This window comes from Pseudoalteromonas prydzensis (assembly GCF_001661495.1).
Taxonomy (GTDB): Bacteria; Pseudomonadota; Gammaproteobacteria; order Enterobacterales; family Alteromonadaceae; genus Pseudoalteromonas; species Pseudoalteromonas prydzensis.
This window is the reverse complement of sequence record NZ_BDDT01000001.1, coordinates 527,629-554,018: the sequence shown is the minus strand read 5'-3', so window position 1 is coordinate 554,018 and position 26,390 is coordinate 527,629. Positions and strand designations below refer to the sequence as shown.

At 40.7% G+C, this 26,390-nt stretch carries 24 protein-coding genes and 1 pseudogene; 14 read left to right on the top strand and 11 right to left on the bottom strand.

Going from position 1 to position 26,390, the window contains the following annotated elements; translation table 11 throughout:
• Window positions 1–5 precede the first annotated feature (5 nt).
• Entirely contained in the window at window positions 6–1,061 is a 1,056-nt protein-coding gene (locus A7968_RS02265; protein ID WP_064664943.1) for a sugar phosphate isomerase/epimerase family protein, read from the bottom strand.
• Complete coding sequence (locus A7968_RS02260) at window positions 1,054–2,229, bottom strand: Gfo/Idh/MocA family protein (RefSeq protein ID WP_064664942.1); 1,176 nt, start codon at window positions 2,227–2,229, stop codon at window positions 1,054–1,056. Before A7968_RS02260 ends, A7968_RS02265 begins: the two co-directional genes overlap by 8 nt.
• A 162-nt stretch (window positions 2,230–2,391) precedes the next feature.
• On the opposite strand from A7968_RS02260, the gene A7968_RS02255 reads away from it, so the two are divergent.
• Complete coding sequence (locus A7968_RS02255) at window positions 2,392–3,117, top strand: AraC family transcriptional regulator (RefSeq protein WP_064664941.1); 726 nt, start codon at window positions 2,392–2,394, stop codon at window positions 3,115–3,117.
• Here A7968_RS02255 and A7968_RS02250 read toward each other — a convergent pair.
• Together A7968_RS02250 and A7968_RS02245 are read right to left on the bottom strand one after the other, a co-directional pair.
• On the bottom strand, window positions 3,114–3,989 hold the full coding sequence (locus A7968_RS02250) for a glucosamine kinase nucleotide-binding domain-containing protein (protein ID WP_064664940.1): 876 nt from the start codon (window positions 3,987–3,989) through the stop codon (window positions 3,114–3,116). The two genes, A7968_RS02255 and A7968_RS02250, sit on opposite strands and share 4 nt — an antisense overlap.
• The gene (locus A7968_RS02245; RefSeq protein WP_064664939.1) at window positions 3,982–4,725 is read right to left on the bottom strand and encodes a copper homeostasis protein CutC; all 744 of its coding nucleotides are present in this window, start codon (window positions 4,723–4,725) and stop codon (window positions 3,982–3,984) included. The genes A7968_RS02250 and A7968_RS02245 overlap by 8 nt, the downstream gene beginning before the upstream one ends.
• A gap of 395 nt (window positions 4,726–5,120) precedes the next feature.
• Here A7968_RS02245 and A7968_RS02240 point away from each other — a divergent pair, with 395 nt between their 5' ends.
• Window positions 5,121–7,913, top strand: a complete 2,793-nt coding sequence (locus tag A7968_RS02240) for a TonB-dependent receptor (protein ID WP_064664938.1) — start codon at window positions 5,121–5,123, stop codon at window positions 7,911–7,913.
• A 177-nt stretch (window positions 7,914–8,090) separates the two neighbouring features.
• On the opposite strand, the gene A7968_RS23090 is transcribed toward A7968_RS02240, so the two are convergent.
• Window positions 8,091–8,231 (bottom strand): hypothetical protein, encoded by a 141-nt coding sequence (locus A7968_RS23090; protein ID WP_157586614.1) that lies wholly within the window; start codon window positions 8,229–8,231, stop codon window positions 8,091–8,093.
• A gap of 395 nt (window positions 8,232–8,626) precedes the next feature.
• Between A7968_RS23090 and A7968_RS02235 the strand changes: the two genes are divergently transcribed.
• From A7968_RS02235 to A7968_RS02220, 4 genes are all read left to right on the top strand, one after another.
• Entirely contained in the window at window positions 8,627–11,608 is a 2,982-nt protein-coding gene (locus A7968_RS02235) for a TonB-dependent receptor (protein ID WP_064664937.1), read from the top strand.
• A gap of 57 nt (window positions 11,609–11,665) precedes the next feature.
• Window positions 11,666–14,515: a discoidin domain-containing protein gene (locus A7968_RS02230; RefSeq protein WP_064664936.1), complete on the top strand. Its 2,850-nt coding sequence runs from the start codon at window positions 11,666–11,668 to the stop codon at window positions 14,513–14,515.
• A gap of 69 nt (window positions 14,516–14,584) precedes the next feature.
• Window positions 14,585–15,583 (top strand): isoaspartyl peptidase/L-asparaginase family protein, encoded by a 999-nt coding sequence (locus tag A7968_RS02225; RefSeq protein WP_064664935.1) that lies wholly within the window; start codon window positions 14,585–14,587, stop codon window positions 15,581–15,583.
• A 17-nt stretch (window positions 15,584–15,600) separates the two neighbouring features.
• Window positions 15,601–16,026, top strand: a complete 426-nt coding sequence (locus A7968_RS02220; protein WP_064664934.1) for a GNAT family N-acetyltransferase — start codon at window positions 15,601–15,603, stop codon at window positions 16,024–16,026.
• On the opposite strand, the gene A7968_RS02215 is transcribed toward A7968_RS02220, so the two are convergent.
• Window positions 16,023–16,373, bottom strand: a complete 351-nt coding sequence (locus A7968_RS02215) for a DUF2200 domain-containing protein (RefSeq protein ID WP_064665357.1) — start codon at window positions 16,371–16,373, stop codon at window positions 16,023–16,025. The genes A7968_RS02220 and A7968_RS02215 overlap by 4 nt on opposite strands.
• Window positions 16,374–16,559: 186 nt before the next feature.
• Here A7968_RS02215 and A7968_RS02210 point away from each other — a divergent pair, with 186 nt between their 5' ends.
• From A7968_RS02210 to A7968_RS02195, 4 genes and pseudogenes are all read left to right on the top strand, one after another.
• Window positions 16,560–17,837, top strand: a complete 1,278-nt coding sequence (locus A7968_RS02210; RefSeq protein WP_064664933.1) for an RNA polymerase sigma factor — start codon at window positions 16,560–16,562, stop codon at window positions 17,835–17,837.
• Between the two features lie 104 nt (window positions 17,838–17,941).
• Entirely contained in the window at window positions 17,942–18,802 is an 861-nt protein-coding gene (locus A7968_RS02205) for a YciI family protein (protein ID WP_064664932.1), read from the top strand.
• Window positions 18,803–18,836: 34 nt separating this feature from the next.
• Window positions 18,837–19,208 (top strand): YciI family protein, encoded by a 372-nt coding sequence (locus tag A7968_RS02200; RefSeq protein WP_064664931.1) that lies wholly within the window; start codon window positions 18,837–18,839, stop codon window positions 19,206–19,208.
• Between the two features lie 19 nt (window positions 19,209–19,227).
• Window positions 19,228–19,475: pseudogene (locus tag A7968_RS02195) on the top strand (DUF1428 domain-containing protein); the annotation flags it as partial.
• A gap of 158 nt (window positions 19,476–19,633) precedes the next feature.
• On the opposite strand, the gene minE reads toward A7968_RS02195, so the two are convergent.
• Genes minE through minC form a run of 3 tightly spaced genes read right to left on the bottom strand, consistent with a single transcriptional unit; the run spans window position 19,634 to window position 21,421 of the window.
• Window positions 19,634–19,900, bottom strand: a complete 267-nt coding sequence (minE, locus tag A7968_RS02190) for a cell division topological specificity factor MinE (protein WP_016706620.1) — start codon at window positions 19,898–19,900, stop codon at window positions 19,634–19,636.
• Window position 19,901: 1 nt separating this feature from the next.
• The gene (minD, locus tag A7968_RS02185; protein ID WP_064664930.1) at window positions 19,902–20,711 is read right to left on the bottom strand and encodes a septum site-determining protein MinD; all 810 of its coding nucleotides are present in this window, start codon (window positions 20,709–20,711) and stop codon (window positions 19,902–19,904) included.
• A gap of 5 nt (window positions 20,712–20,716) precedes the next feature.
• Window positions 20,717–21,421 (bottom strand): septum site-determining protein MinC, encoded by a 705-nt coding sequence (gene minC, locus A7968_RS02180; RefSeq protein WP_064664929.1) that lies wholly within the window; start codon window positions 21,419–21,421, stop codon window positions 20,717–20,719.
• Window positions 21,422–21,576: 155 nt separating this feature from the next.
• On the opposite strand from minC, the gene A7968_RS02175 reads away from it, so the two are divergent.
• Genes A7968_RS02175 through A7968_RS02165 form a run of 3 tightly spaced genes read left to right on the top strand, consistent with a single transcriptional unit; the run spans window position 21,577 to window position 23,313 of the window.
• On the top strand, window positions 21,577–21,858 hold the full coding sequence (locus A7968_RS02175; protein WP_064664928.1) for a YcgL domain-containing protein: 282 nt from the start codon (window positions 21,577–21,579) through the stop codon (window positions 21,856–21,858).
• A 4-nt stretch (window positions 21,859–21,862) separates the two neighbouring features.
• On the top strand, window positions 21,863–22,879 hold the full coding sequence (locus A7968_RS02170; RefSeq protein ID WP_064665356.1) for a lytic murein transglycosylase: 1,017 nt from the start codon (window positions 21,863–21,865) through the stop codon (window positions 22,877–22,879).
• 11 nt (window positions 22,880–22,890) lie between these two features.
• The gene (locus tag A7968_RS02165; protein ID WP_064664927.1) at window positions 22,891–23,313 is read left to right on the top strand and encodes a DUF1090 domain-containing protein; all 423 of its coding nucleotides are present in this window, start codon (window positions 22,891–22,893) and stop codon (window positions 23,311–23,313) included.
• A gap of 138 nt (window positions 23,314–23,451) precedes the next feature.
• On the opposite strand, the gene A7968_RS02160 is transcribed toward A7968_RS02165, so the two are convergent.
• Entirely contained in the window at window positions 23,452–23,913 is a 462-nt protein-coding gene (locus A7968_RS02160; protein WP_227008948.1) for a hypothetical protein, read from the bottom strand.
• 351 nt (window positions 23,914–24,264) lie between these two features.
• Between A7968_RS02160 and A7968_RS02155 the strand changes: the two genes are divergently transcribed.
• Entirely contained in the window at window positions 24,265–25,302 is a 1,038-nt protein-coding gene (locus A7968_RS02155) for an IS110 family RNA-guided transposase (protein WP_064664926.1), read from the top strand.
• Window positions 25,303–25,954: 652 nt separating this feature from the next.
• Here the strand turns inward: A7968_RS02155 and A7968_RS02150 are convergent.
• Window positions 25,955–26,329, bottom strand: a complete 375-nt coding sequence (locus A7968_RS02150; protein ID WP_193330445.1) for a hypothetical protein — start codon at window positions 26,327–26,329, stop codon at window positions 25,955–25,957.
• Between the last annotated feature and the right edge of the window lie 61 nt (window positions 26,330–26,390).

Genomic DNA, 26,390 nt, shown 5'->3' with positions numbered 1-26,390 from the left:
CCTGTTTATTTAATGCCTAATATCCGCTTATTTCGATCATCATTGGTTGCCATCGCACTAAAGTCATCAAATGCTTTAGCTGTGGGGCGGATCAGATGATCTTGTATAAATTTAGCGCCTTCACGCGCGCCGTCTTCAGGGTGCTTGATACAGCACTCCCATTCTAAAACGGCCCAACCATCAAACTCATATTGGGTTAATTTGCTAAAAATACTTTTAAAATCAATTTGACCATCGCCTAATGAGCGAAACCTACCTGGTCGGTCTTGCCAATTTTGATAACCACCATAGATGCCACTGCGGCCATTTTGATTAAATTCAGCATCCTTGACGTGGAATGCTTTTATACGCTTGTGATAAATATCAATAAACGAAAGATAATCAAGTTGCTGTAATACAAAATGGCTTGGATCATAAAGAATATTTACGCGAGGATGGTTATTAGTCGCGGCTAAAAAGCGCTCGAAGGTAATGCCATCATGTAAATCTTCACCTGGATGAAGCTCGTAACAAACATCCACGCCCATTTCATCAAAGTAATCTAGAATCGGTAGCCAGCGCTTAGCCAGTTCAGTAAACCCAGCCTCGACTAGGCCTTGTGGTCGTTGCGGCCAAGGGTAGAAGGTATGCCAAAGTAAAGCGCCTGAGAAAGTAACGTGGGTGGTCAAACCTAACTGTTTGCTGGCTTTGGCTGCCATCATCAATTGCTCAATCGCCCATTGGGTTCTGCCTGCAGGGTTACCGCGTAATTGTTCTGGTGCAAAGTTATCAAACATTTCATCGTATGCTGGGTGTACTGCAACTAATTGACCCTGTAAATGCGTTGATAGCTCTGAAATTGTAAGCCCTGCTTGTGCTGCAATACCAGTCACCTCATCGCAGTAAGCTTGGCTTTGAGCGGCTTTTTCTAAGTCAAACAGCTCGGGATTTGAGGTGGGGAGTTGAATTGCTTTATAGCCTAAACTTGCCGCCCACTGGCAAATACTTTTAAAGTTGTTGAAAGGGGCTTCATCACTGATGAATTGGGCTAAAAATATTGCCGGGCCTTTTATTTTATTCATAGTTTACTAATCCAATTTTAAATGAGTGCCATTTAGTGTCTAGGCTTGATGCTTCGACAGCATTTTCAATAAATGCCATGCCACGAATGGCTTCTTTAATACCTGGTACGTCATAATCAGCGTTACTCGCTAAGCTACCCGCTTTTTTCGCTTCAATCTGCTTAGCAAAATTGACATAGATATTTGCAAATGCTTCAAGGTAACCTTCTGGGTGACCCGCCGGAGCACGTAAAGCCCCTTGAGCTGCTTGGCTTTTTAGTGCGACCCCTGCGCGTAGTAAGGTCGTCGGCGCATTATGACTTTTTAGCCATAAACTATTGGGTTCCATCTGCGACCATTCGATGCTGGCTTTATCGCCGTAAATACGAATATTAAGGTTGTTTTCTTCGCCAAGTGCAACTTGGCTTGCCATTAACACGCCTTTACAACCTGTGTTAAAGCGCAGTAATACAGTGCCATCGTCATCGAGGGGTCGCCCTGGCACAACCTGATTTAAATCTGCGCATAACGCAGTTATCTCTAAGTTACTGACATATTCAGCTAAGTTTGCAGCATGGACACCAATATCGGCTATGCAGCAACTAATACCAGCTTGTTGTGGATCTAAACGCCATTTAGCTTGTTTAGCTTGCTCGTCTTCGCTACTCGAAAGCCAACCTTGACTGTATTCCACAACCACCTTGCGAATAGCCCCCAGCTCGCCTTGAGCAATACGGTGACGCGCTTCTTTGATCATCGGGTAACCCGTATAAGTGTGGGTTAAGCCATACAAGCAATCACTTGATTGCAAGGTTTGCTCTAATAACAAGGCCTCTTGTAAATTCAAGGTCGCAGGTTTGTCTGATAAAACATGAAAACCACTTTCAATGGCCAGCTTTGCGATGGGAAAATGCAAATGATTAGGGGTAACAATGGCGACAAAATCAATGCGTTGATCTGCTGGTAACTTAGCTTCCTCGATAAACATTTGCTGATAACTGTCATAGCAACGGGTTGGATTGATACCTAACATCGCTGCTGTTGCTTGGCTGCGTGTTGGATCTGAACTAAAAGAACCCGCGACTAACTCAATTAAGCCATCTAAACGTGCTGCAATACGGTGAATAGCCCCTATAAACGCGCCTTGTGCACCACCGACCATGCCCATACGGACTTTTGTTTTACTCATTAAAAGTTCCATTTCAGTAACAGACAACTGAAGTTGGTTAATATCATGTTATTAATAATAGGGAGTGCTGCGCATTAGGGCTAATATAAATTCGGTTGACAATGCAATAAAATCGGCGTTTTATATATTATTAATAAATTCTGGTTTATAGAGATTTATAGTATGGATGTTGAGACGATTATTGATAAAGCTGGTGTAAAGCAATTGATTGCTGCATTTGATTTGCTGCCTGATATTCTATTTTGGGTAAAAGATACCGAAAGTAGAATTTTGCATGCTAATCAGCACTTTATTGAGCATCAAGGGTATAAATCATTAGAGCAAATTTTGCTTAAAACGGATTTCGATTTTTCTTCAAAGCATCTTGCATTTCAATATGTGAATGACGACAAACGGGTTATGAACGGCTATATTGTGACGGACCGATTAGAATTAAATCAGACATCAAATGGTGAATTAGCTTGGTTTTCAACATCGAAAAAAATGATTTGTGATGATCAGGGTAATCTACTTGGTACGTATGGGATTACACGCCATTTACAGAAAACCTCCAAGGCGCTTTCTCATGTCAGAGCCATTGAAGGTCCGGTTAATTATATTCGCGAGCATTATCATAGCAATATTTGTATTGAAGAATTAGCCGAACTTGCGCACTTATCCGTAAGTGCACTAGAGCGGCGTTTTAAAAAACATTTGGCAAAAACACCGAACCAATTTATTAATGAAATACGCCTCGAAAATGCCCGTAAGTTACTGGTTGAAACGCGTTTACCGATTTCACAAATAGCCTATCAATGTGGCTTTGCTGAACCTAGTTATTTTAGTAAGCAATTCAGACGCTTATTTGGTGAAATTCCATCACAGATGCGTGCTCATATTGAACGTTAGAGGTGCAATTTAGCTAATTGAATTGCACCTTGCTCAGGCGAGCGTTGTGCATCGCATAAATAGCTTTGTGTTGTGTATGATAACCAAGGCGTAATTGCTTTTGCGGTACCGCCCATCAATGTAATCCTTTGATAGCCAAGCTTAACTAAATGTTCGATATAGCGGGTAATAAATTCGGCTGCTTGGGTTAATATCATATGTGCGACAGGATCCCCTTGCATTTTGAACACCAAAGGAGCAAAACTGGCAAAGTAGGCAGGTTTTGCATTATGTGCTTGCTCAGTCAGCGAACTACTATTGTCGCAGTTAAGCTCTGTTAATAAACATTGGATCAGCGGACTTAAAGGCGACATTTCGTCTAACACTTCTAATGTGTATCTAAATAAACTTAAACCGATCCAACTTCCGCTTGCACCGTCACTTAATAATAAACCATGGCCTCCTAATTCAATAATTGAGTTACCTTTTATCGCACCGGCACAAAATCCAGTACCTAATATAATAATTGCACCGCTACCATCACCATGCGCACCTTGACAGGCTATGTGCAAATCAGTCGAAAAATTAAATTGTGCAAAGGGGTGTTGCCATTGCGCCATGGTATTTTTTGCACCATTTAATCCCGCACCAGCAAGACCTGCAAAAGCATTAATTCTAGAAATAGCACTGGCTGGAAGGTTCGCTTTTTGTAAGGCAAGTGCAGTGGCCGCAAGAATAGATTGTTGGGCAACCGTCACTGAGGTGGCAATATTAGCTGGGCCACTTTGTGCTACCGCAAGCAATCCACCACGGTCGTTTTCAAGTCTTACTAGGCATTTGGTGCCGCCGCCATCGATACCTAAAAATAACGGGGAATGAGGTTGATTAGTCATGTTTGCTCTGCTCGTTATCTGATCTTTGTAAAATAGCGTTTATTAATAATGGGTCTACTAAACCAGCACTATTAAGTACCCCTGAATAAGCATGTAATGATATTAAATGTTCGCTGCCAAGCTGCCACAAAATGTGTGCATTGTTAGCAGTTACACCGCCACCGATAACGATCTCAATTTGTCCATTCGCGTCAGCAATGATGCTCTGTAGCTGTTTCAGGCCATGCATTACATTGCTGTTATCAGCCCAGTGTGTGCCATTACTAAGAATACGATCAACCCCTAGATTAGTTAACATTTTAATCGCGCTGCGGCTATTAGTAATACAATCAAAGGCACGGTGAAAGGTTGTTGCGAGTTGATTTCGTTGAGCGCATTCAACCAGTTTAGCTGTGGCTGCTACATCAAGCTCATTGTTTGCAATAGCGCCAAATACCACACCAGTGGCACCTAATTGTGCTGCGCGTGTTATCTGACTAGTCATGGTTTTCAGTAATGCGGCATCAACATTAAAGTGCTCCGCGATTGGCCTTACCATCACCAGCAACTCGCCATTTGAGGGTAATGCTTTTGCTGCAGTTTCAATTTCACCTGCCGTTGGACTTAGTCCAGCAAGATGCATTGCACCGCACAGCTCGATGCGACTTGCACCTGCTTTGAATGCAGTTTTTACATTATTAATGAGATTAATATGATCATCTGCATTTAAGCAAATTTCTAAATTTTTACCCATCATGTAATTCCTTAATCTTAAGGCGACTAATTTCAATAAATTATTTAATATTAAGGTCGTTACTATAATAATAAAATATACCCTTTATATTCAGTGGGTTAAATTCTATTGCTGCGTGTTTTTTATACTAAAAAAACGTCAGATTAACTTCCTCTTGAGTTTTTCACTATAAATGAGGTAACTATTAAATGGATCTATTTTTAAGCTAAACGCCGATTTTGTCCTGCTAGCAACCGAATTTCTATTATCACTTTCTTTAACAGAACCCTATTCTGGAAATGCACTTTAACAGGCCATTAACCCTCTGCGAAATGATCTGAGTATTACAGATTCGTTTTGTGAAGGGCTTTAATGTGAATAAATATAACCAAGCACACACAATAATAAAGGAAATTGGCATGAGCAATACTAGAACCAGTAATGAAGCGCGATTTAGTGATAATTTTAAAAAGACAGCACTGTGCATAGCTGTATTGGCATCAAGTAATATAGTAATTGCTCAAGAGCAACAAGTTGATAATGAATTTGAAGTAATTGAAGTTCGTGGCATACGCTCATCAGCAGCGCAAAATCTTGCGATTAAAAGGCTATCTACAGCAAATGTTGATGCAATTACAGCGGAAGACATTGGCAAATTCCCAGATAAAAACGTCGCAGATTCGTTACAGCGAGTTCCAGGTGTACTTATTGACCGTGATGGTGGCGAAGGTAGTCGAGTAAGTATTCGTGGCACATCTCCAGATTGGACACTAACCCAACTCAATGGTAATTACCTTGCTTCATCAGATACAGGCGTACCGAGTAGAAGCTTCAATTATGCATTATTACCATCAAGCATGATTAGTAGCGTGGAAGTTTATAAAAGTGCAGAAGCTCGCATAGATGAAGGTGGTATTGGTGGGACTGTTATTTTAAACACTCGCAAGCCGCTAGAGATGGAGCAAAATTCAGGCGCTTTAAGTGTCGAAGCAACTTACGATGATGTTTCTGAGGACTTACAACCTCAACTTAATATGCTTTATTCATGGAAGAATGATGATGAAAGTTTCGGTATTTTAGCCGGTTATACACGCCAAGATAGAACTGTTACAACAGTCTCTAATGTTGCGTCAGGCTGGCGTTTTTACTCAGATACAGTTGAAGGTGCAGACCAGCCAGCAATTGTAGATCAAGCAACAGGTGAGGTTTATAACAATGTATGGGCACCATCGGGTATGCATGTAAAAAATGCCAACCAAGATCGCACGCGTGATGGTTATCAGCTGGCGATCCAATGGATGCCAACCGATAACTTAGACCTAAATTTTAACTATTTTGGCGCTAAACTTGGTTATGATCAAACAGGACAAGAAGTGTTTTTCGCGGAATGGAATGATAATCACAATCCATATTTCGGGGTTAAGCTAGATGGAGACACTGTTGTTGCTTATGGTAATGCAGATAATGGTTTATTAAATGATAATAACTGGGGGGATGCGGATGTCAACAATGGCGTTCCAGTACGGCGCGGGCTTTTATCACCTCAATTGACCGCAAGAGAACGTTTTGGTGAATCACAATCAAACTCTTTTGATTTTGATGCGACTTATTATGGAAATGGTTATTCGCTTTCAGTCCAAGTTGGTCATACCGAAGCTAAAGGTGGTACATCAAAAGAAACTTACGCAAACATAGATGCTCGTCAAGGCTCTGTAAACAGTTGGTTTTTTAATATAGAAAATGGTAGGCCTAGCTACGAAGTTTCCACAGATTTATCAAAAGATAAACAAGCATACCAATACTATGATTGGTTTGATTCTTATTCATCAGAAAATAAAGATTCTGAAGATTACATTCAATCGGATCTTAAAATAGAGTTTGATGGTGATTTTTTTACCAGTTTTTTTGTCGGAGCAAAGTATCGACAACATGAAATTAAAGGTATAAGAAATGATTTTCGTTGGGATGATGGCATCGCTGATAACGGTGGTTACCGAGGTTATTTACCTGGTACTGAATGGTTCCACAATCCTGACTTTCACCCAGACGCAGAAAGTTTAGTAAGTGACACCATTATTGATAATAGTGCCGGTAACACAGGTGCTTTTGATTTCCTTGCTTTTGATTTCGCTGCTTTAGACCAGTATCTGCTAAATAACTTTAGTCCTACTGTAGTTCCAACATTATCTGGAACGTATACCTTAGAGGAAAATATTTGGTCGGTCTATGCACAAAGCAATTTTCAATGGCGTGATCTGAGAGGTAACTTTGGTGTTCGTTACGTTAATACTGAACTAAGTACACTAACCTATGATGATGTTATAGGCCAAGATAGCAATGACACGGTTCCTAATGAGCGCTTAAGTGACGATGGGGAGTGGCTCCCTAGCTTGAATTTAGCATGGGACGTGAACGATGATATTGTTGTGCGTTTTGCAGCAGCACGCGCTATGTCACGTGTTAGTTATTCTGATTTGAGTCAAGCTGAGTCCTATGGGCCACCGGTTAATATCAACTCACCCGATTCGTGGACTGGTCGCGGTAGAGGTACTTCGGTTAATACAGGTTTAGATCCTATGCTGTCAGATCAGCTAGATTTAGGTATTGAGTGGTATTATGGCGACGGCTCTGCTTTAGGCGCTACTTTATTCAATAAAGATATTTCTAATTTGCCGATTTCTTCTCTCGAAATTGTACAGCGTGAGCACGATTGCTGTAATGGACCGATTGAAGTAGAAATGAATACTAAAGTGGGGGGAGGTGAAGCCCAGTCAACAGGTATAGAGCTTTTTTTCCAGCATTCATTTGAAAGTGGATTTGGTGTTTTAGCTAACTACACCTTTACGGACACTAGCACCAGTGAAGTTACCAATGAGGGTGAAAAAACAGAGGCTGAAATCCCTGGGACTGCTAAGCATCAATACAACATATCAGTTTATTATGAAAATGATGACTTTAGTGTTCGTGCCTCTTATAACTGGAAAGATGATCGTGCTAATGGCATTCATAAAGGTTACAACATGTATACGAAAGATTATGGCCAGTTAGATTTGAACGCGGCTTATAATTTAACTGAACAACTGTCATTAACAGCCTCTGTGGTTAATTTAACTGAGGAAGTCGAAGAAGGGTATTGGAAACAAGAGAATAGGTTTACCTATAATCAGTATTCAGGAAGAAGGTTTTATTTAGGTGCTAATTATAATTTCTAAATAGCTTAATTAAGATTATAAATCTGACAGGGCATTCTTTAAAAAGAATGCCCGTTTTATTTATATTTCTGATACTTAAAGCAAACACAAGGAGAGTTGGCTTTGCAATTAATCTTCGCGATTGGCCTTATTATTACAAGTAACTCGCCGTTTGAGGACAATGTTGTTGCTGCAGTTTCAATTTTGACTCACTTCGACAAAATACATTGCACCGCACAGCTCGATGCGACTTGCACCTGCTTTGAATGCAGTTTTTACATTATTAGCTAAATTTATATGATCATCTGCATTCAAACAGATCTCTAGATTTTTACCCATTGCGTAATTCCATAATCTTAAGGCGACTAATTTCAATAAATTATTTAATATTAAGGTCGTTACTATAATAATAAAATACACCCTTTATATTCAGTGGGTTAAATTTTATTGCTGCGTGTTTTTTATACTAAAAAAACGTCAGATTAACTTCCTCTTGAGTTTTTCACTATAAATGAGGTAACTATTAAATGGATCTATTTTTAAGCTAAACGCCGATTTTGTCCTGCTAGCAACCGAATTTCTATTATCACTTTCTTTAACAGAACCCTATTCTGGAAATGTAGTTTAACAATATATTAACCCTGTTCTAAACCATCTTAACAATAAGCAGTTGCTAACATGTCTGGGTTATATAGCAAGCACAACAAAAAACGCACACAAAACTGGAGATAGACATGAATAATAATAACAGCCGGGGAGCTTCAGGTCTTTCAAGGCGCTTTAAGAAATCAGCACTATTACTTGCGGTTATGGCAAGCTTTAACACGGTAGCTGCCAATGATGAGCAAAGTGCTCAGAATAATGATTTGGAAGTGATTGAAGTACGAGGTATTCGCGCTTCAATGGCGGAGAATTTATCAATTAAGCGCCTTTCTAATTCGATTGTAGACGCAATCACAGCAGAGGATATAGGCAAATTTCCCGATAAAAATGTCGCTGACTCATTGCAACGTGTTCCCGGTGTGGTGATTTCACGCAGTGGTGGTGAGGGCGAAAATGTCAGCATTCGCGGTTTGTCATCTGATCTAACGCTTACACAACTTAACGGAAACTTTATTGCTTCATCACCAGGCTCACCATCTCGCTCTTTTAGCTACTCTTTATTGCCTTCGACTATGGTGCAATCGGTTGAAGTTTTTAAATCCTCTGAAGCTCGCTTAGATGAGGGCGGCGTGGGTGGTACGGTTATTTTACATAGTCGCACTCCCTTAGATATGGAAGCAAACTCTGGTGCATTTAACGTTGAATATACATATGCAGATGTGACTGAAGAATATGAGCCTAATTTTAGCGGCGTTTACTCATGGAAAAACGACGATGAAAACTTCGGTCTATTACTAGGCTATACAAAGCAAGACCGTACAAATCGTACTCTCACAGGTGATATGTCTGGTGCAGGAGGTTGGCGCTGGGCAACAGGTAGTGATTTACCGGCAACGGATACAAATGGTAAAGAAATAACTGACAGTACCCGACGTTTTGATGCATTAGAAGATGCGTATGGCAATATTTATGATGGCGTTTGGGCACCTCAAGTTGCTGGGGTCGGCGTTACTAAAGAAAAACGTGAACGGGTTGGTATACAGGCTACGCTGCAATGGCGTCCAACAGATAATTTAGAGCTCACATTTAATCATTTCCATTTTGAATTAGGTCAAGATCGCACGACTTCTCAACTGATGATCCCTGAGTGGAAATATAACCCTGATTATTTAACCGGTGTCACCCTTGATGAAACCGGTTCAATTGTGACTGGCATGGACTTTACCAGTGGCGCAAGTGGCAGTGAAGGTAATTTAGAATTTCCTTGGATCGTAGGTGGTTACACAGAAGAAAAAGACACCTCAGATACCTATGATTTTGCATTTGAATACGCTGGCGATGTGTTTGACCTTAAAGGTAAATTTGGCCGTACAGAAGCAAGCGGTGGACCTTCAGAATCATTTAATGCGGCATATAAAAGTGGCCAGCCTGGCAGTCGTAGTGATTCAGGTAAAAATGAAAATGCAGCCTCATTTGCAGGTTGGCGCTTAGGCGATCGTGTTTCTATGTATGCAGATCCTGCATTACTGGCAAATTTACAAGCAGGCATTGCTGGCGATCCCGATCCAGGTTCGACAGGTTCAAGTTTTATCGTCAGTGATTTAAAAGAAGATTATGGCCAACTTGATTTAGACTACCATATTGCTTATGGCATTGTTGATACATTACGCGTAGGGGTTAAGCATCGTAAAGCCAGTTTGCACCGTGAAACTAATAACACATTCTTTATTACTCAAGATGGTGCGGATCGTATTGCCAGTGGTGATCTAGATCCATTTAGCCAAGGGGCAATAGATGAAGTAGCTTATCAATGGATTGGCGGAATGCCAAACCTTGAGGATATATTAAACAAGGAGTCTGAAAAGAATATTGCCGGCGGCTTTGAAGTCAATACTATGCCAACCATCAATTGGCAGCAGTACCGAGATATTGTCACTAATGAATATGTTAAATATACCCGCCGTGAACCCGATTTTGTTTTTGATATCGAAGAAGAAATTACAGCCGCTTACTTGCAAGCCGATTTTTCGTTTGGCGATTTTCGCGGCAATGTTGGTGTACGTTATGTAGAAACGCAAACACAAATAATGTCATCAGACAAAATTAACTACTTCTTAGACGATATAAATGATGCCACGGGAGAGGATATTTTAGGCGATGAACGTTTAGTTGATGTTGAAACTACTACATTACGCTCTGTTAAAGACGATCGTTTTCTACCTAGCCTTAATCTTGTTTGGGAAGCCAGTGACTCACTTGTAATACGTGCTGCCGCGGCCAAAACAATGTCACGGGCTCCTTTTAATGATTTAGGCGCGCCTGAACAACTCACTTTTATTTCACAAGAGTGGGCTGACGACAGACTAGAGTTTAGAGGGAACCCAGTTGATCAAGGTTGGAGTGGTTCTGGTGGTAATAAAGCATTACAACCGTTTGAATCAGTACAATTAGATTTGTCTGCTGAATATTATTATGGCATGGGCTCTGCTGTAGGGATCGCATTATTTAACAAGGACGTTGATAACTTCATAGTGCCTTTGATCATTACCTCTGAACGCCCATTTGATGGTTTTACAAACCCTTATACAGGTGAAGAAATTGTTCCGTCAGGACCTATCACTGTATCGCCATTTACAACCACAGCTAATGGCACGAATGCAACCTCACGCGGCATTGAATTATTTGCTCAGCACGCATTTGAGAATGGCTTTGGTATTAATGCCAATTACACACTCAATGATACCAATCAAGCAGACGTTAGTGTTGATGGTGAAAAAGTCGGTGAGTCAGCTTTAGTAGGCAGTGCTGATGACCAATTTAACTTTTCAGCTTATTTTGAAGACGATAATTATAGTGTTCGCGCATCGTATAATCGTCGTGGAAAAATGGCTTTAGGGTTAGCTGATGGCTTAACCGTATCGCAAGAGCCTTATCAGCAAGTTGACTTAAATGCGTCATTCAGTGTGATGGAAAATTTAGTGCTTTCAGCATCCGTCATCAATTTAACAAAAGAAGAATCACGCACTTACTACGGTGACGATAGCGAGGCACGGCTTCGCAGCAGTAGCTACAGTGGTCGTCGTTATTATGCTGGGCTTACCTATCGATTCTGATCATTACAAAATTTGATAAGTAATTAATATCGGCACCTGATTATTAAAGGCAAAATTATGTATAAATTTAATCTATTTCAACTTGCAGGAACCTCGTTACTTGCAGCAAGTTTACTGAGCGGATGTGGTGGTTCGAGCAATGATCCGCAAGCAAACAATGTTCCCGTCACGCCAGACATAACGCATGCACAAATCGCAGGAACCATAATCAAAGGCGTTGTCACCAATGCGGATGTATCAGTCATAGCACTTAATGGCAGTAATCTGGCACAAGGCTCGGTTAATAAAACAGATCAACAAGGTGACTTTTTTATTGAGCTGACTAGCGACGCAGGTTTTGGTATCAATGCCACTGTTAAACTGACGATTGCTACAGGGGATGGCGCTACAATGCTTTGTGATGCTATGCGTTGTGGTGATGCAGAATTCACACAAGCAACCAGCAGTGCAGCAATTGCAGGAACCGAATTTTCAACATTGGGGTTATTGCAAGTGCCCTATGGAAATAATGCGGATGCAGTTGCAGATACTAACTTGCAAGTGAACGCGTTAACTACACTAGCAACAGAGCTGGTTGAACAGCAAATTGCACAAGGGCGCAATGTATCAACGCCTGAGCTAATGGAGTTGGCAAAAGCGCAGATGTCAGCGTTATTACTGCGGGCTATGGGCTGGCAAACCGGTAATACCAATGTTTTTTCGATACCAGTGATCAGTGCCGATAAACTTGAAAACTTCATCAGCGATGAAACGTGTGAAGATAGCGACAGTGCTGAGCAACAATGCCCGCCTCAATATGCCGATGAAGCAACGATTAAACTTTCGCTGTTAAATGCGTCATTTGCTCAATTTAGTGAATCTGAAAGTCTAAAATTGATAATGGACAACGCAAAACAAAATATCAGCGCTGCACTTTTAGAAGATAGCGAAGCATTAGCAGCGTTTCGCCAGCGTATTTATGATGCCATCAGTATTCATCCTTTAACAACTGAGTTGGGTTTGAGCGCAGATTCAATCGTTGATTTGTCTTTGCCATTGTTCGATGAAGCGCTTTCAACCGGCCCACTGCAGGAAGTGACAACGTCAGCCAATTTAGTCGATGCTGTTTATTCAGCAAGAAATGCAATCAGTGATGCAGAAAGCGCGAGTAAAGCATTTGATAACAACCTTGACACTAAATGGCTTGACCATAATGACTGGCTTGGTGCCCCAACAGAGGCAGAACCATCTTGGATACAAGTTGATTTTGCTACGCCACAGGCGGTTAATAGTGTGTTTATTACCAGTGCCAATGACGCTCCTGAGCGTGACCCTGAAAACTTCACTGTAGTTGGCTCTAATGATGGCGGCGAAACTTGGCTAACACTTGCAAATATCGTAGGTGCATCATTTGATGAGCGCCTTACTCGTCAAGAGTTTAGCTTTATCAATGGACAAAAGTATTCGAGTTACCGCCTCAACATTACTAAAAATAAAAACAATGATGGCTTAGTTCAATTGTCAGAAATTCAAATGGTTGGCCCTGTTTTTAGTAGTGTGGATCATACCGATACAAGCAGCGGTACAGCTAGTGCAAGTAACAGCATTGGCGATGCTGAGAATCATGATAAAGCATTTGATAATGACGCTGCAACGAAATGGTTAGACCATAATGATTGGCAAGGAGCGCCAAGTGAAGAGAAACCATCATGGATACAAATGGACTTTGCAAGCCCTGTCGCGGTTGATCAGTTAATGATTATTAGTGCAAATGATGCACCAGAGCGTGACCCTGAAAACTTCGCTATTTTAGCTTCAAATGATGCCGGTACAACATGGCAAAAACTTGCAAGCTGGGTGGGTGAATCATTCGAAGAAAGAGGTCAGAGGAAAACATTTTCTTTTCAAAACCAATTGGCGTTTGATAGTTATCGATTAGAAGTGACCAAAAACAAGAATAATGATGGTTTATTACAAATCGCTGAAGTTGGTTTAATTGGTCCTGAACAACCAGGAGCTGATCACAGTAAAATGTCAGGGGCAAGCTATAGCGCACGTTTTAGTATTAGCGATAGCGAAGGTGCCGCTCAGGCATTCGATGGTGATTTAAATACCAAATGGCTCGATCATAATGACTGGCAGGGTCCACCTACAGCTGAAGATCCTGCTTGGATACAAGTGATGCTGCCACAAGCAAAAGCCGTTAATACGTTAACACTAACCAGTGCCGGTGATGCTCCCGAGCGTGATCCTGATTCATTTATGTTATTAGCATCAAATGATGGTGAAAACTGGTCTAGTATAGGTGCTTGGGTTGGCGAAAGTTTTGCGCAACGACTTGAACAAAGAAGTTTCCCGGTAGCAAATGCGCTGGCATATAGTTACTATCGATTAGCCATTAGTAAAAATGCTAATAATGATGGGTTAGTGCAACTAGCAGAAGTTGGTTTAGTTGGCCCTGATTATGCATTTAGCGATCTCAGCACACTAGCTGGCAATGTATTTAGCGCCCGCTATAGTATTGGGGACGCAGAAAGTGCAGATAAAGCATTTGATCATGATAAAGAAACCAAATGGCTTGATCACAACGATTGGCAAGGTCCGCCAACAGCAGAAGATCCTGCTTGGATCCAAGTTGACTTCAGCGAAGCTCAAACGGTTAGTGGACTTGCTATCACCAGTGCTAATGATGCACCAGAGCGTGATCCTGAAAACTTTAGTTTATTAGGCTCAAATGATGGTGGGCAAACATGGACACTCGTATCGAAGTGGATTGGTGAAAGCTGGGATGAACGTTTAGAGCGGCGCTCATTTGAGTTTAATAATGGTTTTGCTTTTTTAAGCTATCGTCTTAGTGTCAGTAAAAATGCCAATAACGACGGCCTATTACAAATAGCTGAAATAGAGTTACTCGGACTAGAAAAATAGTTTTAACAGACCCAAGGCCAGCAGTTTACCTGTTGGCCTTTATGTTTCAAATTACATAAAGATTTAGCCATGAATAGTAAAAGAGAGTTTTTAAAGCAATCACTCACAACGATGCTTGCCTTAGGTGCAAGCGCTTTGACTGCTAAGGGATTTGCTCAAAAACAGCCGTTAAATAAACCTGCAGCTGTTGCAAACGTACAGGTTAAACCGATTGTAGTATCGACATGGCAACATGGATTAGCTGCCAATCAAGAAGCCTGGGGTATTCTCGTCAAGCACGGCAAAGCGATTGATGCAGTGGAAGCGGGTGTGCGTATCCCTGAAGCGGATCCAGATGTGATGACGGTAGGTTATGGTGGTTACCCGGATCGAGAAGGTAATGTCACGCTTGATGCTTGCATTATGGACGAAAATCAAAACTGTGGCTCTGTCGCATTTTTACAACATATTAAGCACCCAATTTCTGTTGCCCGATTAGTGATGGATAAAACCCCGCACGTAATGCTGGTGGGCGAAGGCGCACTTCAATTTGCTAAATCACAGGGTTTTGAAGAGCAAAACCTATTGACTAGTAAAGCCAAAAAAGCCTGGCAAGATTGGTTGGTGGAATCAAAATATGCACCTGTGATCAATATTGAAAATCATGACACAATCGGTATGTTAGCCCTTGATAGTAATGGTGATTTGTCGGGTGCCTGTACCACTAGCGGCGCGGCGTTTAAAATGTCTGGCAGAGTGGGGGACTCACCTATTATCGGCGCTGGACTGTATGTTGATAATGAAGTGGGGGCTGCAACAGCCACAGGTATGGGAGAGCTGATGATCAAAACGGTGGGCTGTCATTTAGTCGTTGAAATGATGCGCCAAGGCATGACCCCCACGCAAGCTTGTAAGGCTGCCGTTGAGCGCATTGCAAATAAACTAGGCGATTATAAACAGTTTCAAGTAGGGTTTTTAGCGTTGAGTAAATCCGGTGAATATGGCTCATTTTGTATTCAGCCTGGTTTTAACTATGCCGTGACATCAAAAGCTGGAAGTCAATTACTTGATGCTTCGAGCATACTTTAAAGAGACATAAGGAATGAATGTTGGCGTTGGAATTTATACAAGCAAATGAAAGTGATAAGTCATTTTTAATGGCACTGCGTTTAGCGACTATGGTTGAGCACTTAGCGCGAGAGGGGATTTATTTAACTGCTCAGGAGCATAATGTGCGCTTAATGGACAATTTTGCTGCGTATCAGCTAATTTATCATGATGGAACGTTAATTGGGGCCGTAAAATTTATACAAAACGAGACTGAAATTGAGCTAATGCAATTGCAAATAGCCCCCACATATCAGGGGCAAGGCTATGGTAGTGCGGTTATTAACAATCTTAAAACGCGCGCAGCTAAAATCAATTTGACTGTATTAAAACACAATCCCGCTTTTTATTTATACCAACAGCTTGGGTTTGCTGTAACGGGTGATGATCAGTTTGAATACCATATGCAATGGTGTAAAACTTAAGCTCGTAGAATTTTTTCTAGGGCTTTGCCTTTAGCTAATTCATCTACTAGCTTATCAAGGTAGCGAATTTCTTGCATCATCGTCTGCGTTATCTCTTCAATCCGAACACCACAAATAACCCCTGTGATCAGCTTACGTGCAGGGTTTAGTTGTGGGGCTTGTTGGAAAAATGTTTCAAAGTCAGTATGGTCAGCCAGTAGCGATACTAATTGCGCATCACTGTAGCCGGTTAACCAGAAAATAATACGGTCTACTTCCTCTTTACTTCGGCCTTTTCGTCGAGCTTTGTTAATATATAAAGGATACACCTTGGCAAACGCCATTTTATAAATTTTCTGATTTTGCATGCTATTCGCCTTTTCCTGAACTGCCATTGTAACTATCCCATACATTAGCTTGCTTGTGCTAGTGTGTTTTGTTTGATAATTGCGCTTTGCTGCGCTACTGTTTTGGGTAAATTGGGACATATTTGTTGGCATCAGCGGTAAAATGTCAGCGCGTAATTCCTCAGCTAAAAATAAGCTAGGCGGTTGATGAATAAAGATAATACACGCGTCACAAATGAAGCGGTAAAAAATAAACTAGCAGCTATATATCGTGATGAAGGGCGGCGCATATATGCTACTTTGATCCGTTTACTTGGAGATTTTGAGCTGGCAGAAGAAGCGTTACATGATGCTTTTAGTGTCGCGCTTACCAACTGGCAATCCGAAGGTATTCCTAGTAAACCAGCGAACTGGCTTGTCTCTACCGGTCGTTTTAAGGCGATAGATCAGTTACGACGGCAACACCGACATAATGAAATTGTAGCGCAATTAGCAAACGACTCTGTTGAAGAGACTGTTATTACAGATGAGTCTGCTTTATCAACTACTGTAAAAGATCAGTTAATCAACGATGACCAATTGCGATTAATTTTTACCTGTTGTCACCCTGCCATAGACATTAAAGTACAAGTCGCACTGACGTTACGAGAAGTATGTGGCTTAACAACAGAAGAGATTGCAAGTGCATTTTTAACCTCTGTATCGACCATGGCTCAACGTATCGTGCGTGGCAAGCAGAAAATTCGAGACGCTAACATTCCCTTTCAACTTCCCTCAAAAGAAGAGCTAGAGAGCAGAGTTGAGGCGGTGCTATCTGTTATTTATCTGGTGTATAACGAAGGATATTCAGCCTCTGTTGGTGATAGTGTCACGCGATCTGAGTTGACCGTTGAGGCTATTCGCTTAGCACGGCTGCTGCAGTCATTAGTAGCTGACACAGAAATAACGGGCTTGCTTGCGTTAATGTTACTTAACGGATCTCGCCATAATGCGCGAACGAATAAAGATGGCGATATCATTATTTTAGCAGAGCAAGACCGCAGTCTATGGGACCAAGCGCTGATCCAAGAGGGAATAGCGTTAGTGCAAAGTGCCACCGCTAAAAGTGAATATGGTTTTTATACGATTCAAGCGGCCATTGCTGCAGTGCATGCCCAGGCGTCAGATGCAAACAATACCGACTGGGAGCAGATTTTGGCTTGGTATTCTTTGTTATTACACGTAGCCCCTTCACCCGTTATTGAGCTTAATAGGACTGTTGCGGTGGCTATGCACCATGGCCCTGAGGCAGCCTTAGTGTTAGTCGAGCAGCTATTACAGCAAAAAGTAATGCAAAAATATCATCTTTGTTATGCCACTTATGCCGAATTTTTAACTCGGGTAGGGCGTAAAAAGGAGGCGCGTGCTGCGCTTGAGCATGCTTTAACGCTTACCAAACAAATCCCTGAGCAGCGAATATTAAAACGTAAATTAGCGGCCTTATAAAATAGTTATAAAATTTTTAAATACCTGTCGATTTTATGTTTTGCCATTCGATTACTACATGAAGTGCTATTTTTATTCATGTAAGAACACAAGGAGTAAGCAAAATGAAAGTTATGGTGATAGTTAAAGCAAGCAACAGTTCAGAAAATGGTGAATTACCCGATAAAGCGCTGCTAAGTGCTATGGGTGATTATAATGAGCAGCTCGTTGCGGCGGGGATCATGGCCTCAGGTGATGGCTTAAAACCAAGCAAAGAAGGGGTTCGTGTACGTTTTAGTAATACTGAGCGGATTGTGACCAAAGGACCCTTTGCCGAGACTAATGAACTCGTTGCTGGTTACTGGGTATGGAATGTGGCCTCCATGGATGAAGCGATAGCTTGGGTTAAAAAGTGTCCTAACCCGATGAGTGAAGAGTCAGATATTGAGATCCGACCTTTTTATGAAATGGCTGATTTCGCAGCAGTAGACACCGATGGCAATATTGCTGAGCAAGAGCATAAATTACAACAAAACATTGTAATGCAACAGGCCAAAGCAAGTTGTTATCTGTTTTTTTCAGGGCGATGTGAAGAAGCATTAACTTATTATCAGACCCACCTTAATGCAAAAATAGCTATGATGTTTCGTTTCAGTGATAGCCCAGAGCCTATTCCTGAGGGCGCAATTCCCGCTAATTTTGACGATAAGATAATGCACAGCGAATTTACTGTTGCGGGTATGAAAGTATTGGCAACTGACGGCTGTATCGAGAATCAAGATGATGGGGTTAATTATTCCGGCTTTAATTTAACTCTAACAATTGATTCGGAGCAAATCTTGCGCAGTGTATTTGCTGCTTTAGCCGATGGCGGTCAGGTAAGGATGCCATTGGAGGAGACTTTCTGGTCACCTTTGTATGGTCAAGTCACAGATAAATTCGGTATTGGTTGGATGCTAATGTTACCAAGCCATGATGGTAACTAATTGATATTTATTTATAAAATAAGCAGGTATTGATATGAAATATGTGGCACTGGTTTATTACGATGAAGCAACAATGCAAAAATTATCGCAACAGCAGTGGGATGCATTGAATCAAGAATGTATTGCCTGTGGTGATTCATTGCGTGAACGCAATTCTATGCTGGGAGGGCAGGCGTTACAGCCAACAACAATTGCAACCACATTACGAGTTCGCAGTGGCCAAGTAGAAATAACCGATGGCCCTTTTGCTGAAACTAAAGAGCAGCTCGCTGGTTTTTATTTATTAGATGTGAAAGACCTTAATGAAGCGATACACGTTGCCAGTAAAATACCTCCCGCTCGCTATGGCAGTATTGAAATAAGGCCCGTTAGAGAGCTGCAAACAACTGATAATCAGCATAGGTAAACATAAAAGGAGAATTAAAATGAGTTATATTGATGGATTTGTGTGTGCAGTCCCCACACATAGACAAGCTGAATATGCCGAGCATGCTGATAAAGCGGCACAGGTGTTTAAACAATGCGGTGCAATTGAAGTAATTGAAGCTTGGGGGATGACGTTCCAGATGGCACACATACGTCGTTTTTACAGGCAGTAAAATGTGCTGAAGATGAGACAGTGGTGTTCTCGTGGGTCAAGTGGCAATCAAAAGCCGCCAGAGATGAAGGCATGGCTAAATTTATGCAAGATCCAATCTGCGATTTACAACAAAACCCAATGCCATTTGACGGTAAACGTCTCATCTATGGCAGTTTTAAGGCGATTGTTACACGCTAATTCGCTAATTGAGTGTGCAAAATAAAAAGGGCGCTTAAATAGCGCCCTTTTTATTATGGTTTTTTCTCTTCATCAGGTAATGTGACGTTGAGTTCTAATACCGCTAGGTCATCTTCGTTTTGATCGAATTGAACTTGTACCGCATCAGTATTGATGTTTACGTATTTACGAATAACATCAAGAATATCTTGCTTTAATTGTGGTAAATAATCTGGTGTACCACGCTGTGAGCGCTCATGCGCAACAATGATCTGCAATCGCTCTTTTGCTAGTGACGCAGTGTTTTTCTTTTCTGAGCGGAAGTAGTCAAGTAGTGACACGTTAACCTCCAAATATCCGTTTGAATAAACCTTTCTTCTCTACATCCAAGAAGCGAAAATCAACTGTTTCGCCTAATAAACGATTGATCGCATCAGCATAGGCTTGGCCTGCATCAGATTCAGTGTCAAGAATAACGGGCTGACCTGAGTTTGATGCACTTAACACCGCTTGTGATTCAGGAATAACCCCAAGTAACGGTATAGAAAGAATATCTTGTACATCTTCCACTGATAGCATTTCACCACGTGATACGCGATCTGGGTTGTAGCGAGTCAGTAATAAATGCTCTTTAATATTTTCAAGGCCTTCTTCAGCGCGTTTAGATTTGCTATGCAAAATACCTAAAATGCGGTCTGAATCGCGTACTGAAGATACTTCAGGATTGGTTGTTACAATTGCTTCATCAGCAAAGTACATTGCCATCATCGCACCGGCTTCAATACCAGCAGGAGAATCACAAACAATGTAATCAAAGTCTTTTTTCAGCTCGTTTAATACACGCTCAACACCTTCACGGGTAAGTGCATCTTTATCACGGGTTTGTGAAGCTGGCAGTAAGAATAACTTTTCAACACGCTTGTCTTTGATCAGTGCTTGATTAAGATTTGCTTCACCATTAATGACGTTAACAAAATCATAAACTACACGACGCTCACAACCCATGATCAAATCAAGGTTACGTAGCCCAATATCAAAGTCAATAATGACTGTTTTATAGCCTTTTAGAGCTAAACCTGTGCCAATAGCAGCACTCGATGTAGTTTTGCCTACACCACCTTTACCTGACGTAACGACAATTACTTTTGCCATAAGATTTATCCTTTAACCAAAGCTGAAATTTCTAATGATTCATTTTTTTGTTGGATTTGTGCCGCGTTGCCCCAGAACTCGCCTTGCAGGGAGTCGCTGATCCAGTAATTGCCATTGATAGAAACAAGTTCTGCTTCTAGTTTTTGACAAAAAATGCGGGCTTCGTTATAACCTTGCGCGCCTGCAATTGCACGGCCGCGTAATGTGCCATAAATATGTACATTGCCATCCGCAATTACTTCTGCACCATGACTTACCGCACCAAAGACAATTAAGTCGCGATCTTTTGCATATACTTGCTGACCAGAGCGCACTGTGCCATTAATCACTTGGGCTGGTAAGTAAACTGTTTTCTCAACAATAGAGGTATTACTTTGTTGTATAACTTGTTCACTCTTAACGTCTTGTGAATAATTTAAAACAGATAGCCCAGCGGCCTTAGCTTGCGCATGTTGCTCATCAGAGCCGTTACATACACCAACAGCATTAAAATTCATTCGTTCTATTAATGATTTTAAGTGCACAAAATCAACAAGACTGTTTTTTATCTCAATTAAATTTACAACAATAGGCGCACCTTCAAAAAAACGAGGGGCTTGGGCTATTTTTGTATAGAGTTGTTCTGCCAAAAGGTTAATATCAGTACTGTAAAGATGTAAAACTGATAACGTAAAAAGATTCCCTTTTAGCTCAAAAGTTTGGTCCGACATACACGCTCTATTGAATTGTATGATCAGAAATCAATTTTAGATAAACGCAGGCTGAATAAGGCCTTAATTGAAATTTCCAATCTAATTTTTCTAACTTATTATAAGTCTCATGTTATAGTGTGCAGCACTGTTAAGCAAGATTTTAAAGGGTCAAAATGCTGACTGCGGTATATAAAAGTAAGAAAAAAGCGGATACCTTCCTTTTTGTAGAAAAAAGAGATGATTTTAGTAAGGTTCCGGAACCTTTAATGGCAATGTTTGGTAAACCACAGTATGTGATGCTAATAAATTTGGCTAAGCGTGTGCAATTAGGCGTGGCTGATTTAGATCAAGTTAAGCAAGCGTTAACAGATAATGGGTTTTACTTGCAATTACCACCACCACAAACAAACTTATTAGCTGAGCACAGAAAACAAAATGGAGTTGATAGTGACTAAACATATAATGACAAAATTGGCTGCAATTTTATGCAGTGCCTGTATTAGTACATCGGCACTGGCCAAGACTCAAGCACAGTTTGACGAATATGTTGCAGGCTTAAAACAAGAAGCCGCGCAAAAAGGCTATGATAGCCAATTAATTGAAGATGCCTTTGCTACAGCACACTTTAAAGAAAAAGTGATTTCAGCAGATAAAAATCAGCCTGAAGTAAAAGAAACCCTCGAAACCTACTTACCTAAACGTGTGCCGCAATGGAAAATTGACCGCGCGCGTAAGCTATACGCTGAAAATAAAGAAATCTTAGAACAAGTGGCTGCTGAGTTTGGTGTACAAGCACGTTTTATTGTTGCTTTGTGGGGCCTTGAAAGTAACTTTGGTAAAATTCAAGGTGGTCACAATGTTATTGCGTCAGTGGTTACACTCGCGTTTGATGGTCGTCGTGAAACCATGTACAAAAATCAATTATGGGCCGCATTGGATATCCTCAAAGAAGGGCATATCACCTTAGACAAATTTAAAGGCTCGTGGGCCGGTGCGATGGGGCAAACGCAATTTATGCCTACCTCATTTAACGCCTACGCGGTTGATTACGATAAAGACGGCCGCAAAGATATTTGGACCACCCAAGCCGATGCCTTTGCATCGATTGCTAATTATTTAAAACAGGCTGGTTGGAATGACGAGCTAACGTGGGGCCGTCAGGTGCAATTACCGGATGGGTTTGATCAAAGCTATGTATTACAACGTGGCACAAAAACACGCACTCAGTGGCTTGAGTATTGGGCTAAATCAGAGCGTTCATTAGCTGATTGGCAGGCACTTGGCCTTCGTAAAATGGACGGCACTGATTTACCTAATGTTGACGTCACAGCTGCATTAGTAATGCCTGATGATATGGGCGGCAGAATGTATTTAGCTTATGACAATTACAAAGCGCTAATGCATTGGAATCGCTCATACTACTTTGCCACCAGCGTGGGTTATTTGTCTGATCGCATTGGTTATCCAGCGCAATAGAGGTAATGATTATGAACAATAAACTACTTTCAACTGCGGCTTTCGCTGCAAGTCTATTTTTTTCACTAACATCAACAGCTTTTGCATCATCTGAGTGTGAAAATTTTAAAGGCTGTGAAAAGAAGTTTTGTGAAATAGAAAAACAACTTGCCATTGCTATTGAAAATGGAAATAAGCGTAAAGAAAATGGCTTAACAGAGTCATTAGCAAATGCGAAAGCGCATTGTACTGATAAAGGACTTGAAAAAGATTTACGTGAAGAAATAAAATCAGTTCAAGAAGAAATTACTGAGTATGAATCTGACTTAGCTGAAGCTAAAAGAGACACAGATGCAGATAAGGTACGTAAGTATCAGAAAAAAATTGATAAAGAGAAAAATAAATTAAAGCGCCTAGAGAGTGAATTGTCAGATTTGGTTTCGAATCAAATCTGATCATTTGTTGTAAATATTAGTTGCTAGGGACGCTTGTTGTAGGCGCGAGTTTATCTCGCGCTTTTGTTTTGATTGGTTGTTAGTAGATTTTTGTTTGAGAAAATCTCATAAGCAAAAGACAATAAGTGTCTTTTAAAACTACTTTTTCACCAGCTTCAAATTATAAAAATTATCTCTTATAAACTTATAAAGCCTTAAATCAGGCCCATGTTCTATTAAATCTTTAATAGGCAAAGTCCACTCATCAAAACCTTTCATTTTAATAACCAATATGTGCATCTCAGCTTCCTCTGCATTACTACCTGCGACAGCACGCTTATGGCCAATTTCATAACGCATGGATTCTAGTAAGTCTTTATGGATAACATCAGTACCGAATACGCCATCTCTAATATGTAGTGTATCTTTGCTAATCCATGCTGCTGGTTTAGTTCCATTTTTAAACCAAAATATGAATGAAGCTAAGTAGCAGAGAATAATAATTGATAATGAATAAACCCATTCAAACTCAAGTTCTGCAAGTAAAAGTACCACGAAAATCATTGGTGATAGAGAGGCTAAAAATATCTGAAAATAATCTCGATTTCGAGGTAATATCATAATTAAATTTAACACCATTCCTTAGATAGTCTAGCGGCTCAACCTTCCTATTCGGGTAATTGGCAACACACTAATTATTTTAAATCGTGATAATTCCAGCAATAACTACTTTTGTAAACAGTTAATTAAACTAACGGGCATTATGGCTCGTAAGTTCCGTAAAACGACGTTAAACAATGTTATTGGACAAATCACATCCAGATTATTTAAAAAGCTAAACTTTAGCTTTACAGATATTTACTGGTTGTTTTGATGTCTGAAGACAAGATTTGATAATCATATAGAAAGCTCCTCGAGTTTTTCGATACAGTTGTGTTGACCAAAACATAAACTGAATCCGAGGAGCTTGGTATGAAACTATATGGTGGAATTGACTTGCATTCAAATAATAGTGTTATTGCTATCATTAATGAACACGGTGAAACACTTACCGCTAAGCGTTTAAATAATGACATGTCTGTCATTTTATCTTTTCTAAGTCCTTATAAAGACAACTTAAAAGGACTTGTTGTTGAATCAACCTTTAATTGGTATTGGTTGGTCGATGCTTTAATGGATGAAGGGTTTAAACTTCACTTAGCAAACCCCGCGGCAATTCAACAGTATTCAGGCTTAAAGCATGCTGATGACCACAGTGATGCGTGTTGGTTAGCTGAAATGCTACGTCTAAATATTCTGCCTGAGGGCTACATTTATCCTCGTGAACTCAGGGCTGTTCGCGACTTAATGCGTAAACGAATGGACATTGTTCAACAGTCCACTAAAAACTTATTATCAGTGCAAAGTTGTTACATGCGTCATCTTGGTTATAAGCTCAGTAGCAACAAAATAAAGCAAATGGCCGCTATCAGAAAAGGCGTTGATGTTGAGCAAATACACTCGGATTTCAACTCAACAAATACAGCACTGTCGGTCATTTCCAACCTCACATTGATACGCTGTGCTCAACAGCAAATCAATGCAATAGAGAGCGCTATTTTACAGCAAACATCACTCTCCCCCGAATTTATAAACCTAACCAGTATCGATGGGATTGGGAATACGTTAGCACTGACCATTATGTTAGAGACAGGCACAATTAAACGTTTTGATAGTCCAGGTAATTTTTCCTCGTATTGTCGCTGCGTTAAGGGGGCAAAATACAGCAATGGAAAGAAAAAGGGCGCTACAAACCAAAAAAATGGCAATCGATACTTAGCGTGGGCTTTTACTGAGGCCGCTAATTTTGCAATTCGATATAACCCGACAGTTAAAAAATATTATCAACGGAAACTGGCTAAAACAAACCAAGTTATCGCGATTAAAACGGTTGCACATAAACTCGCAAGAGCGTGTTATCACGTGCTTAAAGACAATGTACCATTCGATGAACACAAGGCTTTTGCTTAGCGCCTATAAAACAAATTAGGTTAACGTGTTGAGCTAGTAATGGGGTTGGTAAAACCATTAGATTTGATTGAGCCTGCACGTTAACCGCTCATATTTTTAAATGTTGGGTATGCCCACTGTCTGAGCCATAAAGGGTTGGTTATGTGAAAACATAAACCACGTATTTGTTATAGCGCAGTGTGTAAACACAGCCAGAAACTGGACTGACATTGGCACTAAACGATGACTGAGGCGAAAGCCAAGGGCCTTAATTAATCATCAACGATGCCTTAATTAAACCGCCTAAATTCATATGGGTGACTGGTGCATATTCACACCAATCGACGTCATTACTGGATGCATAGTCATATTTAAAGTGAGTAAAAAAGTAACAACACTTGGTTTTTTGAATCAAAAGATCAAGAAAACACAGCTGCCTGCTTGACCGGAACTTTCTAATGGGTGACTGGTGCATATTCACACCAATCGACGTCATTACTGGATGCATAGTCATATTTAAAGTGAGTAAAAAAGTAACAACACTTGGTTTTTTGAATCAAAAGATCAAGAAAACACAGCTGCCTGCTTGACCGGAACTTTCTAATGGGTGACCCCTTTGTCTCTTAATGTCTCTTAATAAAAAGCACATGATGGGTGGTGTGGCGGCTGGAGGTTAGAAACCTCCGGCTACCTGATAAGACGAACATTCGTTGATGACCGCTAGCCCCAAGTCTATATTAGCTACAATATAACCATATTCTTTTTTTGATAGACTGCCTTTTTTGTACTCATTCTTAGCAAGCTCGTGATCCCACGACTTCCCACAAGGTGCTGAAGGAATAGTAGTATCAATCGCTAGCAAATACTCTTTCTCTTTTTCTAGACTGTGTCCTTTTTTAATAACACTTTTTGCGCAAAGGCTTAATGCATATTCAACGGCGAATTTGTCCACGCTTGGCAAACCCACAAATTCCACATCGCACCCTAAAATACGATTGCCTGAATTGTCCTTGTAATACAGTTTTCCCGTTGTGCACGCTGGCAGCATAAAAATTACTGCGATAAGAATAAAATACTTGAGATTCAAATCTATTCCTCGTTCATCTAAC

Coding starts and splice junctions, on each gene's coding strand:
- A7968_RS02265 (WP_064664943.1), bottom strand. CDS start 1,061: ATGAATAAAATAAAAGGCCCGGCAATATTTTTAGCCCAATTCATCAGT.
- A7968_RS02260 (WP_064664942.1), bottom strand. CDS start 2,229: ATGAGTAAAACAAAAGTCCGTATGGGCATGGTCGGTGGTGCACAAGGC.
- A7968_RS02255 (WP_064664941.1), top strand. CDS start 2,392: ATGGATGTTGAGACGATTATTGATAAAGCTGGTGTAAAGCAATTGATT.
- A7968_RS02250 (WP_064664940.1), bottom strand. CDS start 3,989: ATGACTAATCAACCTCATTCCCCGTTATTTTTAGGTATCGATGGCGGC.
- A7968_RS02245 (WP_064664939.1), bottom strand. CDS start 4,725: ATGATGGGTAAAAATTTAGAAATTTGCTTAAATGCAGATGATCATATT.
- A7968_RS02240 (WP_064664938.1), top strand. CDS start 5,121: ATGAGCAATACTAGAACCAGTAATGAAGCGCGATTTAGTGATAATTTT.
- A7968_RS23090 (WP_157586614.1), bottom strand. CDS start 8,231: ATGGGTAAAAATCTAGAGATCTGTTTGAATGCAGATGATCATATAAAT.
- A7968_RS02235 (WP_064664937.1), top strand. CDS start 8,627: ATGAATAATAATAACAGCCGGGGAGCTTCAGGTCTTTCAAGGCGCTTT.
- A7968_RS02230 (WP_064664936.1), top strand. CDS start 11,666: ATGTATAAATTTAATCTATTTCAACTTGCAGGAACCTCGTTACTTGCA.
- A7968_RS02225 (WP_064664935.1), top strand. CDS start 14,585: ATGAATAGTAAAAGAGAGTTTTTAAAGCAATCACTCACAACGATGCTT.
- A7968_RS02220 (WP_064664934.1), top strand. CDS start 15,601: ATGTTGGCGTTGGAATTTATACAAGCAAATGAAAGTGATAAGTCATTT.
- A7968_RS02215 (WP_064665357.1), bottom strand. CDS start 16,373: ATGCAAAATCAGAAAATTTATAAAATGGCGTTTGCCAAGGTGTATCCT.
- A7968_RS02210 (WP_064664933.1), top strand. CDS start 16,560: ATGAATAAAGATAATACACGCGTCACAAATGAAGCGGTAAAAAATAAA.
- A7968_RS02205 (WP_064664932.1), top strand. CDS start 17,942: ATGAAAGTTATGGTGATAGTTAAAGCAAGCAACAGTTCAGAAAATGGT.
- A7968_RS02200 (WP_064664931.1), top strand. CDS start 18,837: ATGAAATATGTGGCACTGGTTTATTACGATGAAGCAACAATGCAAAAA.
- minD (WP_064664930.1), bottom strand. CDS start 20,711: ATGGCAAAAGTAATTGTCGTTACGTCAGGTAAAGGTGGTGTAGGCAAA.
- minC (WP_064664929.1), bottom strand. CDS start 21,421: ATGTCGGACCAAACTTTTGAGCTAAAAGGGAATCTTTTTACGTTATCA.
- A7968_RS02175 (WP_064664928.1), top strand. CDS start 21,577: ATGCTGACTGCGGTATATAAAAGTAAGAAAAAAGCGGATACCTTCCTT.
- A7968_RS02165 (WP_064664927.1), top strand. CDS start 22,891: ATGAACAATAAACTACTTTCAACTGCGGCTTTCGCTGCAAGTCTATTT.
- A7968_RS02160 (WP_227008948.1), bottom strand. CDS start 23,913: ATGATATTACCTCGAAATCGAGATTATTTTCAGATATTTTTAGCCTCT.
- A7968_RS02155 (WP_064664926.1), top strand. CDS start 24,265: ATGAAACTATATGGTGGAATTGACTTGCATTCAAATAATAGTGTTATT.
- A7968_RS02150 (WP_193330445.1), bottom strand. CDS start 26,329: ATGCTGCCAGCGTGCACAACGGGAAAACTGTATTACAAGGACAATTCA.